Source organism: Amycolatopsis sp. NPDC031561 (assembly GCF_055580625.1).
In genome coordinates this window covers 740,382-755,579 of record NZ_JBVILA010000001.1, presented here as the reverse complement: position 1 = coordinate 755,579, position 15,198 = coordinate 740,382, and the positions used below count along the sequence as shown (strand labels likewise).

At 68.4% G+C, this 15,198-nt stretch carries 13 protein-coding genes and 1 tRNA gene; 8 read left to right on the top strand and 6 right to left on the bottom strand.

Annotation, left to right across the window (positions count from 1 at the left end):
• Nucleotides 1-3 precede the first annotated feature (3 nt).
• Together mfd and ACZ5IK_RS03655 are read right to left on the bottom strand one after the other, a co-directional pair.
• A complete protein-coding gene (gene mfd, locus ACZ5IK_RS03660; protein WP_465486695.1) occupies nucleotides 4-3,558 on the bottom strand; it encodes a transcription-repair coupling factor in 3,555 nt (1,184 codons plus the stop codon).
• A gap of 56 nt (nucleotides 3,559-3,614) precedes the next feature.
• Nucleotides 3,615-4,529 (bottom strand): LLM class flavin-dependent oxidoreductase, encoded by a 915-nt coding sequence (locus ACZ5IK_RS03655; RefSeq protein WP_465486400.1) that lies wholly within the window; start codon nucleotides 4,527-4,529, stop codon nucleotides 3,615-3,617.
• An 86-nt stretch (nucleotides 4,530-4,615) separates the two neighbouring features.
• Here ACZ5IK_RS03655 and ACZ5IK_RS03650 point away from each other — a divergent pair, with 86 nt between their 5' ends.
• The gene (locus ACZ5IK_RS03650) at nucleotides 4,616-5,380 is read left to right on the top strand and encodes an MmyB family transcriptional regulator (protein ID WP_465486399.1); all 765 of its coding nucleotides are present in this window, start codon (nucleotides 4,616-4,618) and stop codon (nucleotides 5,378-5,380) included.
• Nucleotides 5,381-5,427: 47 nt separating this feature from the next.
• Nucleotides 5,428-6,612: a PQQ-dependent sugar dehydrogenase gene (locus ACZ5IK_RS03645; protein ID WP_465486398.1), complete on the top strand. Its 1,185-nt coding sequence runs from the start codon at nucleotides 5,428-5,430 to the stop codon at nucleotides 6,610-6,612.
• Here the strand turns inward: ACZ5IK_RS03645 and ACZ5IK_RS03640 are convergent.
• A complete protein-coding gene (locus tag ACZ5IK_RS03640) occupies nucleotides 6,609-7,238 on the bottom strand; it encodes an SDR family NAD(P)-dependent oxidoreductase (protein ID WP_465486397.1) in 630 nt (209 codons plus the stop codon). The two genes, ACZ5IK_RS03645 and ACZ5IK_RS03640, sit on opposite strands and share 4 nt — an antisense overlap.
• A gap of 33 nt (nucleotides 7,239-7,271) precedes the next feature.
• On the opposite strand from ACZ5IK_RS03640, the gene ACZ5IK_RS03635 reads away from it, so the two are divergent.
• Together ACZ5IK_RS03635 and ACZ5IK_RS03630 are read left to right on the top strand one after the other, a co-directional pair.
• A complete protein-coding gene (locus ACZ5IK_RS03635) occupies nucleotides 7,272-7,793 on the top strand; it encodes an isochorismatase family protein (RefSeq protein WP_465486396.1) in 522 nt (173 codons plus the stop codon).
• A gap of 3 nt (nucleotides 7,794-7,796) precedes the next feature.
• A complete protein-coding gene (locus ACZ5IK_RS03630; RefSeq protein ID WP_465486395.1) occupies nucleotides 7,797-8,189 on the top strand; it encodes an NUDIX hydrolase in 393 nt (130 codons plus the stop codon).
• 6 nt (nucleotides 8,190-8,195) lie between these two features.
• Here the strand turns inward: ACZ5IK_RS03630 and ACZ5IK_RS03625 are convergent, their stop codons facing one another.
• From ACZ5IK_RS03625 to ACZ5IK_RS03615, 3 genes are all read right to left on the bottom strand, one after another.
• The gene (locus ACZ5IK_RS03625; RefSeq protein WP_465486394.1) at nucleotides 8,196-8,828 is read right to left on the bottom strand and encodes an LppU/SCO3897 family protein; all 633 of its coding nucleotides are present in this window, start codon (nucleotides 8,826-8,828) and stop codon (nucleotides 8,196-8,198) included.
• Between the two features lie 81 nt (nucleotides 8,829-8,909).
• On the bottom strand, nucleotides 8,910-9,503 hold the full coding sequence (locus ACZ5IK_RS03620; protein WP_146044282.1) for a TetR/AcrR family transcriptional regulator: 594 nt from the start codon (nucleotides 9,501-9,503) through the stop codon (nucleotides 8,910-8,912).
• A gap of 98 nt (nucleotides 9,504-9,601) precedes the next feature.
• Complete coding sequence (locus ACZ5IK_RS03615; protein ID WP_101610615.1) at nucleotides 9,602-10,552, bottom strand: acyl-CoA desaturase; 951 nt, start codon at nucleotides 10,550-10,552, stop codon at nucleotides 9,602-9,604.
• A gap of 174 nt (nucleotides 10,553-10,726) precedes the next feature.
• On the opposite strand from ACZ5IK_RS03615, the gene ACZ5IK_RS03610 reads away from it, so the two are divergent.
• From ACZ5IK_RS03610 to ACZ5IK_RS03595, 4 genes are all read left to right on the top strand, one after another.
• Nucleotides 10,727-10,798, top strand: a tRNA-Gln gene (locus ACZ5IK_RS03610).
• A 43-nt stretch (nucleotides 10,799-10,841) separates the two neighbouring features.
• Nucleotides 10,842-12,590 carry a GGDEF domain-containing protein gene (locus ACZ5IK_RS03605; protein WP_465486393.1) on the top strand — a complete coding sequence of 583 codons (1,749 nt, stop codon included), beginning with the start codon at nucleotides 10,842-10,844 and terminating at the stop codon, nucleotides 12,588-12,590.
• A 44-nt stretch (nucleotides 12,591-12,634) separates the two neighbouring features.
• Complete coding sequence (glmU, locus tag ACZ5IK_RS03600; RefSeq protein WP_465486392.1) at nucleotides 12,635-14,122, top strand: bifunctional UDP-N-acetylglucosamine diphosphorylase/glucosamine-1-phosphate N-acetyltransferase GlmU; 1,488 nt, start codon at nucleotides 12,635-12,637, stop codon at nucleotides 14,120-14,122.
• Complete coding sequence (locus ACZ5IK_RS03595) at nucleotides 14,119-15,099, top strand: ribose-phosphate diphosphokinase (RefSeq protein WP_101610618.1); 981 nt, start codon at nucleotides 14,119-14,121, stop codon at nucleotides 15,097-15,099. Before glmU ends, ACZ5IK_RS03595 begins: the two co-directional genes overlap by 4 nt.
• Nucleotides 15,100-15,198 lie beyond the last annotated feature (99 nt).

Sequence of the window (15,198 nt, the reverse complement as noted above, 5' to 3'; positions counted from 1 at the left end):
CGCTCACGCGACGGGTGCCGGTGACTTCATCAGGTTCGTCAACAGCTTCGCGCACCAATCCAGCAATTCCTCGTCCCGCAACGCCGGGGCACCGATGCGGCCGCCGGCCGCGCCCTCGGTCGGCTTCGGCACGGAGACCGTGTTCGTCACCGCTTTGAAGAGAGCCTTGGGATACAGGCGCTTCAGCCGCACCATCTGCGAATCCGCCAGCGGCAACGGCGCGAACCGGATCGACGAACCCTGGACGGCGACCTCGGTGACCCCCGCCGCGCGGCAGGTGTGCCGGAACGCGGCGACGGCGAGCAGCCGTCGCACGGCGGCGGGCGGCTGGCCGTAGCGGTCGACCAGTTCCTCGCGCACGGCGTCGAGCCCGGCCTGATCGGGCGCGGCCGCGATCTTGCGGTACGCCTCCAGCCGCAACCGCTCACCCGGGACGTAGTCGTGCGGGATGTGCGCGTCCACCGGGAGGTCGACCCGGACGTCGGCGAGTTCTTCTTCCTCCGCCGTGTCCGCGCCCGCGTGCCGCCGGAACGCGTCGACCGCTTCGCCGACGAGCCGCACGTACAGATCGAAACCGACACCGGCGATGTGCCCGGACTGCTCCGCGCCGAGGATGTTGCCCGCGCCGCGGATCTCCAGGTCCTTCATCGCCACGGCCATCCCCGCGCCCAGTTCGGTGTTCTGCGCGATGGTCGCCAGCCGGTCGTGCGCCGTTTCGGTGAGCGGCGCTTCCGGCGGGTACAGGAAGTACGCGTACCCGCGCTCGCGACCGCGCCCGACCCGGCCGCGCAGCTGGTGCAGCTGCGCCAGGCCCAGCAGGTCCCCTCGTTCCACCAGCAGCGTGTTGGCGTTCGAGATGTCCAGCCCGGTTTCGACGATCGTGGTGCAGACGAGCACGTCGTACTCGTTCTCCCAGAAACCCTGGATGATCTTCTCGAGTTTGTCCTCGTTCATCTGCCCGTGCGCGGTGACGACACGCGCTTCAGGCACCATCTCGCGAATACGCTTCGCGGCCTTTTCGATCGAGGAAACCCTGTTGTGCACGTAGAAGACCTGGCCGTCGCGCAGCAGTTCACGCCGGATCGCGGCGCCCACCTGCTTGTCGTCGTACGCGCCGACGTAGGTCAGGATCGGGTGCCTGTCCTCGGGCGGGGTCAGGATCGTGGACATCTCGCGGATCCCGGCGAGCGACATCTCCAGCGTCCGCGGGATCGGCGTCGCCGACATCGTCAGGACGTCGACGTGTGTCCGCAGCGCCTTGATGTGTTCCTTGTGCTCGACGCCGAACCGCTGCTCTTCGTCGACGATCACCAGGCCGAGGTCCTTGTACCGGATCCCGGTCTGCAGCAGGCGATGCGTGCCGATCACGATGTCGACGTCACCCGAGGACAGCTGTTCGAGGATCGCGTCGGACTCGACCTTGTTCGTGAACCGCGAGAGTCCCCTGATCTTCACCGGGAACGAACTCATCCGTTCGGTGAAGGTGTTGAGATGCTGCTGCGCGAGCAGTGTCGTGGGCACCAGCACCGCGACCTGCTTGCCGTCCTGCACCGCCTTGAACGCCGCGCGCACCGCGATCTCGGTCTTGCCGTAGCCGACGTCGCCGCAGATGACGCGGTCCATCGGGACACCGCGTTCCATATCCGACTTGACCTCGTCGATCGCGGCGAGCTGGTCGTTGGTCTCGGTGAACGGGAAGGCGTCTTCGAGTTCGCCCTGCCACGGGGTGTCCTGTCCGAACGCGTGCCCGGGCGCGGCCTGCCGCGCGGCATAGAGCTGCACCAGTTCGGCGGCGATCTCCTTGACCGCCTTCTTCGCCTTGGCCTTGGTGTTCTTCCAGTCGGACCCGCCGAGCTTGTTCAGCGTCGGCAGCTCGCCGCCGACGTAGCGGGAAACCTCGTCGAGCTGGTCTGTCGGGACGAAGAGCCGGTCTCCGGGGTGCCCGCGCTTGGAGGAGGCGTACTCCAGCAGCAGGTACTCGCGGGTCGCGCCGGCGACGGTGCGCTGCACCATCTCGACGAACCGCCCGATGCCGTGCTGGTCGTGCACGACGTAGTCACCCGTCTTGAGGGCGAGCGGGTCGACGGCGTTGCGCCGCCGCGACGGCATCTTGGTACTGAAGTCCTTTGTGGACGTTCCGGCGCCGGAACCCCGGCCGGTCAGGTCCGACTCGGACAGCACCACGAGAGCGCGCTCGGGCGACACGAAGCCGTCCGAAAGCCCGCCGCACGTCACCGTGACGACGCCCGCCGTCAGCGGCCCGGTGAGGCCTTCCGCCAGTGACGCGGGCACGTCTCCCGCCGACAGCTGCTCGACCGCGCGGGCCGCGGTGCCGTGCCCGGCGACCACGAGCACGGCCGTCCCGCCCGCGGCCGTGTGCGCGCGCAGGTCGGTGGTCGCGCGCTCGACCTCGCCGCGGTAGTTCGGCGCGGCCTCGATCGAGACGTTGTAGACATCGGGATCGTCGCTGGCCAGCTGCGTCAGCGTCCACCACGGGCGCTTCGTCTCCTGAGCGCGCTTCGCGATCTCCGCGAGGTCCCGGTACGCGGACGCGCCGAGGTCGATCGGCGCCTGACCGCCCGCGGCGGCCGTGGTCCAGGACGCCTCGAGGAACTCCTGCCCGGTGCGGACCAGGTCGGCCGCGCGGGCGCGGATCTTCTCCGGATCGGCCAGCAGCACGTGCGTGCCCTGCGGCATCGCGTCGGTCAGCAGGTCCAGCTCGCCCTCGCACAGCACGGGGATGAGCGCCTCCATGCCCTCGACGGGGATCCCGCCGGACAGCTTGGTGAGCATCTCGGTGAGCTGCGCGTCCGCCTCGTACGTCGTCGCCAGCTCGGCGGCCTTCGACCGCACCGACTCGGTGAGCAGCAGCTCACGGCACGGCGGCGCGCTGACGTGCTGGATATCCCCCGGCAGCGATCGCTGGTCGGACACCGCGAACGCGCGGATCTCGCTGACCTCGTCGCCCCAGAACTCGACCCGCACCGGATGCTGCGCCGTCGGCCCGAACAGGTCGAGGATGCCGCCGCGCACGGCGAACTCGCCACGCTTCTCGACCATGTCCACGCGCGTGTACGCCAGCTCGACCAGCTGCTCCAGCAGCCCTTCGAAGCTCTGCTCCTCGCCGACGACCAGGTCGATCGGCGCGAGCGAACCGAGCCCGGGCGCCATCGGCTGGATGAGGCTGCGGACGGTCGCGACGACGACGCGCAGGGCGTCGGCGCCGGTCTTCAGGCGATGCAGCACCTCCAGCCGCCGTCCGACGGTGTCCGCCCGCGGGGACAGCCGCTCGTGCGGCAGCGTCTCCCAGGACGGGAAGTCGACGACGGCGTCTTCGCCGAGGAACGACTTCAGTGAGGCTGTCAGTTCTTCGGCCTCGCGGCCGGTGGCGGTCACCGCGAGCACGGGGCGGCCGGCGCCCTCGTCCGCGGCGAGGGCGCCGGCGACCAGCTGGCGGGTGGCGATCGCACCCTGCAGCTCGAGCACCGGGGCACCGGCCCGCTCGACGACCCCGCGAAGGGCCGGATCGGGAAGGATGGAATGAAGGAGTCCGGACAATGGAGCGTTTGTCACCGTCCCAGCCTACGTGGGGGCACCGACAGTCCGCCGCGCGATTACCTGGGCAAGGCCTCGACCACCTTCGGAAGCTGCTCGTCGAACTCCGCCGGTTCCTGCGTCGCGATCCGGATCAGCACGTGTTCGGCACCCGCGTCCCCGTATTCGCGAAGCCTCTCGGCGACCTCTTCGCGGCTGCCCGCGATCTGCACTTGGATCTTCTCGACGAAGTCCAGCGGAACGCCGTAATTGCGCTGCGCGTAGTCCTCCAGTCGCTCACGTGCCCGGATCGGGTCATCTTCGATGAGCACTGTCGCGAACAACGCGGGTGTCACGGGACGTACGGCTGCTTCGCGGATCTTCGCGAGGCCGTCGACGTAGTCCGTGACGTCGGGCGGATACGGCAACCAGCCGTCGTAAAGCCGCCCCGCTCGCTCCAGCGCCCCTGGGGTGAACGCGGCCAGCCACACCGGCGGACCACCCGGACGGTGCGGCTCCGGGTACTCCGGAAGGGTGTCGTAGTGCAGCACCTCGCCATGGAACGGACCGCTGTTCCCGCTCCAGACGTGCCGCCACAGCGCGACGATGTCGTCGAGCCGGGCGCGGCGGCGCTCCCAGGGAACGCGGGTGAAGGCGAATTCGGGTTCGCTGCGGCCGGCGAACCCTGCTCCGACGCCGAGCGTGATCCGGCCCTGGCTGAGCAGGTCCAGTGAAAGGATCGCGTTCGCGGAAAGAAGCGGATCCCGCAGTGCCGGAAGCAGCGCGGCCGTGCCGAGCGTGACCCGCTCGGTTCTGGCCGCGAACGCGCCGAGCAACGTCAACGGATCGATAGGGGCCTTCGCCAAGGTGTCGCCGACCCAGACCGAATCGAGGCCGAGGCGTTCGGCTTCGACCGCGACGGCGACCATTTCCGGCGCGGTGCGCCCGGCGTCGAGGATGGACCGATAAGTGGGGACGACCAGACCGAATTTCATGCCGGAAGCATCTCCGCGACGAGGAATCGTCTCAATTCCCTCGAGGGAATAGCGGCGCCGTCGGCGCTTCGGCCAAGATGGCGACCATGGTTTCCGGATTCGGCCCCGCGCTGCGGGGCTGGCGCGAACGGCGGCGGCTTTCCCAGCTGGAACTGGCATTACGGGCCGGAACCACCCAACGGCACGTGAGTTTCCTGGAGGGCGGCCGGTCGATCCCCGGCCGCGGTTTGGTGCTGCGCGTCGCCGAATCGCTCGAGCTCCCGCTCCGGGAGCGCAACGGCCTGCTGCTCGCGGCCGGCTTCGCCCCGGGCTTCCCCGAAACGGCGCTGGACGACCCCAGGCTCCTGCCGGTCCTCGACGGCATGCGGCGGCTGCTCGACGGGCACCGGCCGTACCCGGCCATCGTGGTCGACCGCTACGGCATCCTCGTCGCCCGCAACGACGCGCTCGACCTGCTCCTCGAGGACGTGGCACCGGAACTGCTGGAAGAACCGGTCAACACCCTGCGGCTCGCCCTGCATCCGAAGGGAATGGCGCCACGCGTGCGGAACCTCGCGGACTGGGCGCGGCACATCCTGGAACGGCTGACCCAGGAGATCGCGCACGCGCCCGACGAGCGGCTCACCGAACTGCTGGCCGAACTCGAAGGTTACGTTCCGGAGCCGGAGCCGCCCGGTCCCGATCACCTCGGGTTCGCCGTCCCGATGCGCCTGTCCACCTCGGCGGGCGAACTGCGGCTGATCACGGCCATCACGACGTTCGCGACCGCCGCCGACGTCACGGTGTCGGAACTGAAACTGGAGACGTTCCTTCCCGCCGACGCCGAAACGGCGAAGATCCTGACCGGATGACCGGTTCGTTCCTCGCGGGCGATTGGGCACGATGGCATGCTGATGCCATGCGCACTACCGCCGTCGTCGCGATCGCGTCCCTGTCTTTGCTGGTCACGGCCTGTTCCGGGGCGTCGAGCGAAACGGTGCAGAGCGCACCGCCGGTCACCTCGAAACCGTCCGTGACGAAACTGAAGGTCGAGCAGGTGACGGCCGGGCTCGAGCACGGCTGGGACGTCGGCTTCCTGCCGGACGGGAAGATCCTCGTCACCCAGCGCCCCGGGAAGCTGGCCCTGGTCGAGGGCGGCACGAAACGCGACGTCGCCGCCGACTTCTCCGACGTCCACGTGCGCGGCGAGGGCGGCCTGATGGGGATGGTGATCAGCAAGGACTTCGCGGCTTCGCGGGAGTTCATCACCTGCCAGACCCACAAGGAGGGTGACAAGGCCGTCGACATCCGGCTGGTCACCTGGCGGCTCTCCGAGGACGGCGCGAGCACCACGAAGGTCAAGGACCTGCTGACCGGGCTGCCGGTGAACTCCAGCGGCAGGCATTCGGGCTGCCGTCCCGCGTTCGGCGCGGACGGCGCGCTGCTCGTCGGCACCGGCGACACCGCGCGCCCGGCCTTCCCGCAGGACCGCACGAACCTCGGCGGCAAGGTGCTCCGCATCGACGCGAAGACCGGGAACCCGTTGCCGGACAACCCGTTCATCTCGTCGGCGAACCCGAACGAACAGCGTGTGTTCACCTTCGGGCACCGCAACGTCCAAGGCGTCACGGTCCGGCCGGGCAGCGGGCAGGTGTTCACCGCCGAGCACGGCCCGACCATCGACGACGAGGTCAACCTGGAACGCGCCGGCGCGAACTACGGCTGGGACCCGTCCAAGGGCGGCACCGAAACCAGCTACGACGAAGGCGTCCCGATGACCGACACGCAACGGTTCCCGGACGCAGTCAGTCCTTTGTGGACGACCGGGGAGATCACCGAGGCGATCTGTGGAGCCGAGTTCCTCACCGGATCGCAGTGGGGCGCGCTCGAAGGCTCCCTCGCCGTGACGGCACTGAAGGGGCAGAAGCTGCTCCTGTTCCGCCTCGACGACGCGGGCAAGGTCACCGAAGTGACGCTGCCGCCGGAGTTCGACGACAAGTTCGGCAGGCTGCGCGCCGTCCGCAGCGCCCCGGACGGCTCCCTCTACGTGACGACCTCGGAAGGCAAGGACGACAAACTGCTGCGCGTCACACCGGGCGCCTAACGGCCGAGGTGCGCGCCGCCGTTGACGTGGACGACCTGGCCGGTGACGTGCCGCGCGCCCGGACTGGCCAGGAAGGCCACCACGTCGGCGACGTCCGCGGGGTCACCGGCGCGTTTGGTCAGCGTGTTGCCGACGAGCCACTCCCGGCGCTCGTCGGACAGCTTGCCGTTGAAGAACTCGGTGTCCCCGACCAGTCCGGGCGCGACGATGTTCGCGGTGATCCCCCGCGGCCCGAATTCCCTTGCCACGTCGACGTTCCATGACTCCAGCGCGGCCTTGGCGGCGCCATAGGAACCGGCGCCGGTGTGCGCGGCGATGGAGCCGATCGTGACGATCCGCGCGCCGTCGGCGAGCCTTTCCCGCAAGGCGCGGGTGACCAGCACGGCACTGAAGACGTTCGCGTCCAGGTTGGCCTGCCAGTTCGCGGCGAACGCTTTCAGGTCCCCGGCGGGCCCGTTCCGGAAATCGGTGTTCCCGCCCGCGTTGTTGACCAGGACGTCGACGTGCGCCGGCAGTTCGGCCAGCGCCCTTTCCACCGCGTCCGGGTCGGCCGCGTCGAACGGGACCGGATTCGCCCCGAGCAACGTGGCGGCCTCGGTGACCACAACTTCTCTCCGCTGCCCCATGGGCTCCATGCATAGGGACACTAGGCTCCCGTCATGACGAAGATCGACCCGGCGACGACCGCGCTCGTCCTGATCGACCTCCAGACGCGGATCGTCGCGCTGGAGACTGTCCCGCTCGAAGGCACCGAAGTCGTGTCGAACGCCGTTCTGCTGCGTGACGTCTTCGGCGCGGCCGGTTCGCCGATCGTCCACGTGCAGGCGCACCGGCCGTACGTCAAGGAGCAGCCGCCCGGGAGCGAACTGGTCGCCGAACTGACGCCCCGCGAAGGCGAGCACCTGGTCACCAAGCACACGATCGGCGCGTTCTACGGCACCGGACTCGACGAACTCCTGCGCGGGTTCGGTGTGAAGACCCTGGTGCTCGGCGGGATCGCCACGGAGTACGGCGTCGAATCGACGTTGCGCGCCGCGGTCGACCACGGCTACGAGACCATCGCCGTTTCGGACGCGATGACCGGGATCGCCGCGATCTCCCACGAATCCGCGATCACCAAGGTGTTCCCGAGGCTGGGCGAAGTCCTGACGACCGCCGAGACCGCCGCGGCGCTGGGCTGAACCGTGATCGACAAAATCGCGTGGCTTCACCTGCGGGACGGCAAGGTCCTGTGCGCCCGTTCTCACGGCAAGTCCTTGTTCTACTTACCCGGAGGCAAGCGAGAACCCGGCGAAACCGACACGGAGACACTCGTCCGCGAGATTCGCGAAGAATTGGCCGTCGAGATCGACCCGGCGGGCGCCGAGCCCGCCGGGACCTTCGAAGCGCAGGCCGACGGGAAAACGCCGGGAGTCGTGGTCCGGACGGCCGCCTACACCGCCGAGTACACCGGGACGCTCACGGCCAGCAGCGAAATCGACGAGATCGCCTGGCTCGCCTACGCCGACAGGGACCGGGTCTCCGCCGCGGGCAAGGTCATCTTCGACCACCTGAGGGAGATCGGCCTCCTGCGCTGACGACCGCTACTTGAGCTTGTCCAGGCACAGCACCCTCGACTGAGGGAGCCCGCCACCCGATCGCTGCCACGCGATCTTCTCGTCGGTCGACGGCACCTGAGTGCAAACGGTGCTGTCGTCGACGAGGAATGCCGTGCTCTTCTCGATGGCGAGGACCTTGTAGCCGGCGGTCCCGCAGTCCACCCTCGTGAGCTTCTTCGCCTTGACCACGTCATCGGGGAGACAGTCACCGACAACCGGCGGCCGCTCACCCGGGTTCTTCAGGTCTTCCAGGCACAGCAGGATGCCGTCGCTGCCCGTCTTCTTTCCCTGGAAGAAGTACGCGTCGGTCGTGGGGTAATCGTCGCATTCCGACCCGCCCGAGAGCTTGAGCCCGATTTCCGACTTGTTCTCCTGTTTGCCGACGACCTTGAAGTTCGCGTCGGGCTGACCGCATTCGGTCTTTTCGACGCTCTCCGCGTTGTTGGTGTCACCCTTGAGGCAGGCGCCGACTTCGGTGCTCGACGCCGTGAACGGATTCGCGACGAGGAACGCGACCAGGGCGACGACGCCGAAGACGGCCAGGCGGATGACGGGCCTCAGCCACGTTTTCTTCCGCGGCACCATCTGTTCCACGGCGGGCGCAGGGTAGTTTTCCATGGTGTTCCCCCAGCTTGTTGATCTCTATGGGGGCCATAGCGCTCATCGGTCGGGAAACGTTACTACCAGGCGACGCAGATCTCAGCGCAGCCGCAGCTTCGGCTTGTGTTCCAAATTGGACAGACCGTTCCAGGCGAGGTTGACCAGATGCGCGGCGACCTCGTCACGCTTCGGTTTCCGGGCGTCGAGCCACCATTGCCCGGTCAAGGCGACCATCCCGACGAGCGCCTGCGCGTACAGCGCGGCCAGCTTCTCGTCGTAGCCCCGCGCGGCGAACTGCTGCGCGAGGATGTGCTCGACCTGGCTGGCGATGTCGTTCAGCACCGTGGAGAACGTGCCCGTCGAACTCGCGACCGGCGAATCCCGCACCAGGATGCGGAAGCCGTCGTGTGAGTCCTCGACGTAGGAGAGCAACGCGATCGCCGCCTGCTCCAGCATCACCCTCGGGTGTCCACCGTGGAGGGTGGAGACCATCCGGTCGAGCAGCGATTGCGTTTCGCGGTCCACGACGACGGCGTAGATGCCTTCCTTGCCGCCGAAGTGCTCGTACACCACCGGTTTGGAGACGTTCGCGCGATGCGCGATCTCCTCGATGGAAGTGCCCTCGAAACCCTTTTCCGCGAACAGGGCTCTGGCGACGTTGAGAAGTTGTTGCCTGCGCTCGGTCCCCGTCATCCGCACACGGGCCACCGGAGCGACAGGACGCGCTCCGGTGACCGCTTCACGTTTGGTTCGCCGTCTCCCCGCCATTGGAGAAGACTAACGTGACCTCGCTATTTGCTTTCGGCGGCGATGCGCGCGAGGCGCTGCGGGGTCGGCCAGCGCACGTCATAGGCCCAGCCGAACTTCTCGAAGATCCAAATGAGACGCGCGGAAATGTCGATCTGACCGCGCTGCACGCCGTGCCGGGCCGAAGTCGGGTCCGCGTGGTGCAGGTTGTGCCACGACTCGCCGAAGGAGAAGATCGCCAGCGGCCAGAAGTTCGCCGACTTGTCACGGGCGGCGAACGGACGCTCGCCGATCATGTGGCAGACCGAGTTGACCGACCAGGTCACGTGGTGCAGCACGCAGACGCGCACCAGACCGGCCCAGAAGAACGCGGTCACCGCGCCCCAGAACGACCAGGTGATCAGTCCGCCGAGCACCGCGGGCATGACCAGCGTGAGCAGGCTCCACAGCCAGAACAGGTCGTCGACCTTCTTGATGGCCGGGTCCTTCACCAGGTCCGGCGCGAACCGCTCCGCGTTGGTCTGGTCGCGCTCGAACAGCCAGCCCATGTGCGCGTGCCAGAAACCCTTGGCGATGGCGAGCGGCGTGGTGCCGAACAGCCACGGGGAGTGCGGGTCGCCGTCGCGGTCGGAGAACGCGTGGTGGCGACGGTGGTCGGCGACCCAGGTGATCACGGGGCCCTGGACGGCCATGCTGCCGGCGATCGCCATCGCGACGCGCAGCCACGGCTTGGCCTTGAACGAGCCGTGCGTGAAGTACCGGTGGTAGGACACGGTGATACCGAGGCCGCTGATCGCGTAGAAGACCACGAAGATGGCGACGTCGACCCAGGTCAATCCCCAGCCCCAGGCGAACGGGACGGCCACGAGCAACGCGGCGAGCGGGAAGATGACCCCGAGGTAGACCGAGAGCTGCACGCCGCCCGATCGCGTCCCGTCGAGAACGGGCTTGGGGCCCTTCGCGGGCTTCTGGGAACGGTCGAGGGTAGCCGTCATGCAGTCACTTCTTTTCTACGCGCGACCCTTGAGGGTTTACCTAAGGGTGACCTTACCTACGATGCCGTAAGTTACGGTACAGGAGGTTTCGTCCCCTGTGGAGTGCCCGCGACCGTGAGGCAACCCCCGGGCGCACGCGGGCGTCTCCGGCATGGCTATTCTGACCAGGATCGATCCGCCGTAGTGTAATCGGCAGCACTTCAGATTTTGGTTCTGACAGTTCAGGTTCGAATCCTGGCGGCGGAGCAGACGAACAGATGACCAGCGGCGTTTTCAACGGTGGGGGTGTGTGCGGCTGACCGAGGACGCGACGACCAGCAGCAGGCGGCCGGCGCTTGCGGAGATGTCCGACGCCTGGCTCCATGGTCGCGCGCGCGAACTCGGCGCGGCCATCCAGCGCGTCAGCTTCGCCGAACAGCTGGACATCGTCACCAGCCTCGACGAACTCCTCGACGAGACGCAGCGCCGTGGCGAACCTTTGCTGGTGGCCCAACTGCTGCGCTACTCCGCGATGGCGAGGCTGGTCACCCGCGGTCTCGCCGCCGAAGCCGAGCCCAGGCTCGACGAGATGCTCGCGCACACCCGGCGTCACGGCCTCGCCCTGATGCGCGCGGACGCGCACGCGATGCGCGGACGGCGCCTGGTGATCGCCAAACAAGAGGACGCCGCTCTCACCGAGATCGCCAGGGCGCTGGCCATCCTCGACGACTCCGCGGTCCCGGACCGCCAGGTCGGCAGGCGCAACTGGGACCGGATGCTGTCCACGACCCTGGTCGACTGCTGGCTGGTGCTGAACCAGCTGGGCGTCTACGAGGCGGCCGAGGAGGCCATCGCCCGCGCCGCGCAGGCGATCCGCGACAGCGCGAGCCCGCACGAGATCGCGCTCCAGCTGATCAACCGGGTCAAAATGCTGCTGGGCTGGGGCCTGCGGCTCGAACGCATCGAGCGGTACGACGAAGGAGCGGACAAGTTCCGCACCGCGGCTTCGATGGCGCAAGCCGCCGAGGGCCCGTTCACCGAGTCGCTGTTCCCGCGCAAGGCCGGGGTGCCCGCGATCGACCAGGTCGGAGTGCTCGCCGCGGCGGCCGCGCTGGCGTCACCCGATTCGTCCCACATCGAGCGGCTGAAGGCGCTGCTGCATCCGGAACTGGTGTTCCCGCACGAACGCGAGATCATCGCCATCGCGCTGGCCCGCTGCCTGGACAACGTCGCCCGCCGCGAGGACGCGCTGCAGGTGCTCAAAGAGGTTCGCGAGGACAACGAGGAGGGCTCGCTGCCCTCGATGCGGTTGAACCTCGCCCGCGAACTGGCCAGGCTCGACACCGCCCCGGACTACGCGTCCGGCGCGAGCCAGTCGCTGATCGACTACGCGACCATCCTGGAAACGGAGATGTGGTCGCTGCGGGAATCGCAGATCGCCACGCTCAACGCGCGCCGGGAGCACGAACGGCTGTCCGCCGAGCACGGCGCGATCACCCAGCAGGCCCTCCAGGACCCGCTCACCGGGCTGCCGAACCGGCGCGCGCTCGACGAAAAGCTGCGTTCGCTGGCGTCGTCCGCGGACGCCCAGCCGCTCGCGGTCGCGCTGGTGGACCTCGACGGATTCAAGGACGTCAACGACAAGCAGTCCCACGCCGAGGGCGACAACGTGCTCCGTGTCATCGCGAGCACGCTGCGCGACGCCCTGCGCGGCGACGACGTCGTCGCGCGATACGGCGGAGACGAGTTCATCGTGCTTCTACCTGGGGCTCCGGCGTCGGCGGCGAAGCAGGCGCTGGGTCGTTCTGTGAATGCCGTCGCATCTCTGCCGCACCACCTTTCGCACGGCGTCACCCTCTCCGTCGGCCTGGTTTCGCTCCGCCCGCAGGAGCGGGCCGAACAGGTCCTCGCCCGCGCCGACGCGGCCATGTACCAGGCGAAACGTGGCGGCGGGAACCAGGTTTCGTCGGTGAACTCGATGGCCATCGATCCGGTCACCGGATGGCCCGGCGAGGATGCTCCGACCGACCCCGCGTGGGACGCCGAGCAGCCCACGTAGGATCAATGCCCGACAACCACCGTTGGTGAAATGTTGGGAGTGCCGTGACCGGCCCGCTGAGCACGTTGATCCTCGCCGCGGGTGAGGGCACCCGTATGCGCTCGTCCACCCCGAAGGTGCTGCACCCGATCGCCGGCCGTCCTCTGGTCGAGCACGCGGTGCGGGCCGCCGCGGGACTGAGCCCCGAACACCTCGTCGTGGTCATCGGCCACGGTCGCGACTCGGTCGGCGCGCGGCTGGCGAAGGTCGGCGAGGCGCTCGGCCGCGAGGTCGTCACGGCCGTCCAGGAGGAGCAGAAGGGCACCGGGCACGCCGTCTCGTGCGCGCTCTCGGCGCTGCCGGGCGGGCTGACCGGCACCGTCGTCGTCAGCTACGGCGACGTCCCGCTGCTCGACACCGAAACACTCGCTTCCCTGGTCGCGGAGCACACCGCGACCGGAAACGCGGTCACCGTGCTGACCGCGGTCGTCGAGAACCCGGCCGGTTACGGCCGGATCATCCGCGACGGAAACGGCGTCGTCACCTCGATCGTCGAGCAGAAGGACGCCACCCCCGAACAGCACAAAATCGCCGAAATCAACTCCGGCGTCTACGCCTTCGACGCGTCGGTCCTGGTCGACGGGCTTTCGAAGCTTTCGACCGACAACGCGCAGGGCGAGCTCTACCTCACCGACGTCCTCGGCATCGCCCGCGGCGACGGTAAGGGTGTCGGCGCGCTGGTCATCGACGACCCGTGGGTGACCGAAGGCGTCAACGACCGCGTGCAGCTCTCCGTCCTCGGCGCCGAGCTGAACCGGCGCATCGTCCGCGGCTGGCAGCGGGCGGGCGTCACCGTCGTCGACCCGTCGAGCACCTGGATCGACGCGGGCGTGACCCTGTCGCGCGACGTCGTCATCGAGCCCGGCGTGCAGCTGAAGGGCTCGACCTCGGTCGGCGAGGGCGCGCAGATCGGCCCGGACAGCACCTTGGAGAACGTCTCCGTCGGCGCGGGCGCGTCGGTGGTGCGGACGCACGGTTCGGATTCGGAACTGGGCGACGGCGTCAAGGTCGGCCCGTTCACCTACCTCCGCCCCGGCACCAAGCTGGGGACCAAGGGCAAACTCGGCGCTTTCGTCGAAACGAAGAACGCGGACATCGGCGCCGGGACGAAGGTTCCGCACCTGACCTACGTCGGCGACGCGACGATCGGCGAGAACAGCAACATCGGGTGTTCCAGCGTTTTCGTGAATTACGACGGCGTGCACAAGCACCACACCACGATCGGCTCCCATGTCCGGCTCGGCGCGGACAACACGTTCGTCGCCCCGGTGACCATCGGCGATGGCGCCTACAGTGGGGCGGGCACCGTGATCAGGCAAGACGTACCCCCGGGCGCGCTCGCCGTGTCCACCGGGCCGCAGCGCAACATCGAAGACTGGGTGACCCGGCGCAGGCCGGGCACACCCGCGGCGGAAGCAGCTTCCGCCGCGAAGCAGGACACCACCGCCGTGTCCGATTCAAATAAGGGAAACGACGGGGAGTCGCCAGCATGAGTTCGAAGTCCGGCACACCGAAGAAGAACCTGATGCTCTTCTCCGGGCGCGCACACCCGGAGCTCGCCGAAGAGGTGGCCAAGCACCTCAACGTGACGGTCGTCCCGCAGACCGCGCACAACTTCGCCAACGGCGAGATCTTCGTCCGGTTCAACGAATCGGTGCGCGGGACCGACGCGTTCGTGATCCAGAGCCACCCGGCGCCCATCAACGAGTGGGTGATGGAGCAGCTGATCATGGTGGACGCCCTCAAGCGGGCGAGCGCCAAGCGGATCACCGTGATCATGCCGTTCTACCCGTACGCGCGGCAGGACAAGAAGCACAAGGGCCGCGAGCCGATCTCCGCGCGCCTGATCGCGGACCTGTTCAAGACCGCCGGCGCCGACCGGATCATGACGGTCGACCTGCACACCGCGCAGATCCAGGGCTTCTTCGACGGCCCGGTCGACCACCTGCTCGCGCAGAACGTGCTGGCCGCGCACATCAACAAGACCTACCAGGACGAGAACATCACCGTCGTCTCGCCGGACTCGGGCCGCGTGCGGCTGGCCGAGAAGTGGGCGGCTCAGCTGGGTGACCGGCCGATCGCCTTCATCCACAAGACCCGCGACCCGGACAAGCCGAACCAGGCCGTCGCCAACCGCGTCGTCGGCAAGGTCCGCGGTCAGCTGTGCGTGCTGATCGACGACATGATCGACACCGGCGGCACGATCGTGAAGGCCACCGAGGCCCTGCTCGACGAAGGCGCGTCCGACGTCGTCATCGCCTCGACCCACGGCATCCTGTCCGACCCCGCCACCGAGCGGCTGTCGAACTGCAAGGCGCGCGAGGTGATCGTCACGAACACGCTGCCGATCCCGGAGGAGAAGCGGTTCCCCGGCCTGACCGTGCTGTCCATCGCGCCGCTGCTGGCGCAGGCGATCCAGCAGGTCTTCGAGGACGGGTCGGTCACGTCCCTCTTCGACGGCAACGCCTGATCCCGAACGAAGCAAGGGACCTTTGCTCCCGCTGTCTTCCGGAGAGTGAGAGCAAAGGTCCCTTGCTTCGTTTTCGGCTCCTCGCGAAACAGGGCGCGC

Excerpts from the sequence above, each read along its gene's own strand:
- ACZ5IK_RS03655 (WP_465486400.1), bottom strand. The coding sequence starts at position 4,529 with ATGAAATTCGGTCTGGTCGTCCCCACTTATCGGTCCATCCTCGACGCC.
- ACZ5IK_RS03650 (WP_465486399.1), top strand. The coding sequence starts at position 4,616 with ATGGTTTCCGGATTCGGCCCCGCGCTGCGGGGCTGGCGCGAACGGCGG.
- ACZ5IK_RS03645 (WP_465486398.1), top strand. The coding sequence starts at position 5,428 with ATGCGCACTACCGCCGTCGTCGCGATCGCGTCCCTGTCTTTGCTGGTC.
- ACZ5IK_RS03640 (WP_465486397.1), bottom strand. The coding sequence starts at position 7,238 with ATGGGGCAGCGGAGAGAAGTTGTGGTCACCGAGGCCGCCACGTTGCTC.
- ACZ5IK_RS03635 (WP_465486396.1), top strand. The coding sequence starts at position 7,272 with ATGACGAAGATCGACCCGGCGACGACCGCGCTCGTCCTGATCGACCTC.
- ACZ5IK_RS03625 (WP_465486394.1), bottom strand. The coding sequence starts at position 8,828 with ATGGAAAACTACCCTGCGCCCGCCGTGGAACAGATGGTGCCGCGGAAG.
- ACZ5IK_RS03620 (WP_146044282.1), bottom strand. The coding sequence starts at position 9,503 with ATGACGGGGACCGAGCGCAGGCAACAACTTCTCAACGTCGCCAGAGCC.
- ACZ5IK_RS03615 (WP_101610615.1), bottom strand. The coding sequence starts at position 10,552 with ATGACGGCTACCCTCGACCGTTCCCAGAAGCCCGCGAAGGGCCCCAAG.
- ACZ5IK_RS03595 (WP_101610618.1), top strand. The coding sequence starts at position 14,119 with ATGAGTTCGAAGTCCGGCACACCGAAGAAGAACCTGATGCTCTTCTCC.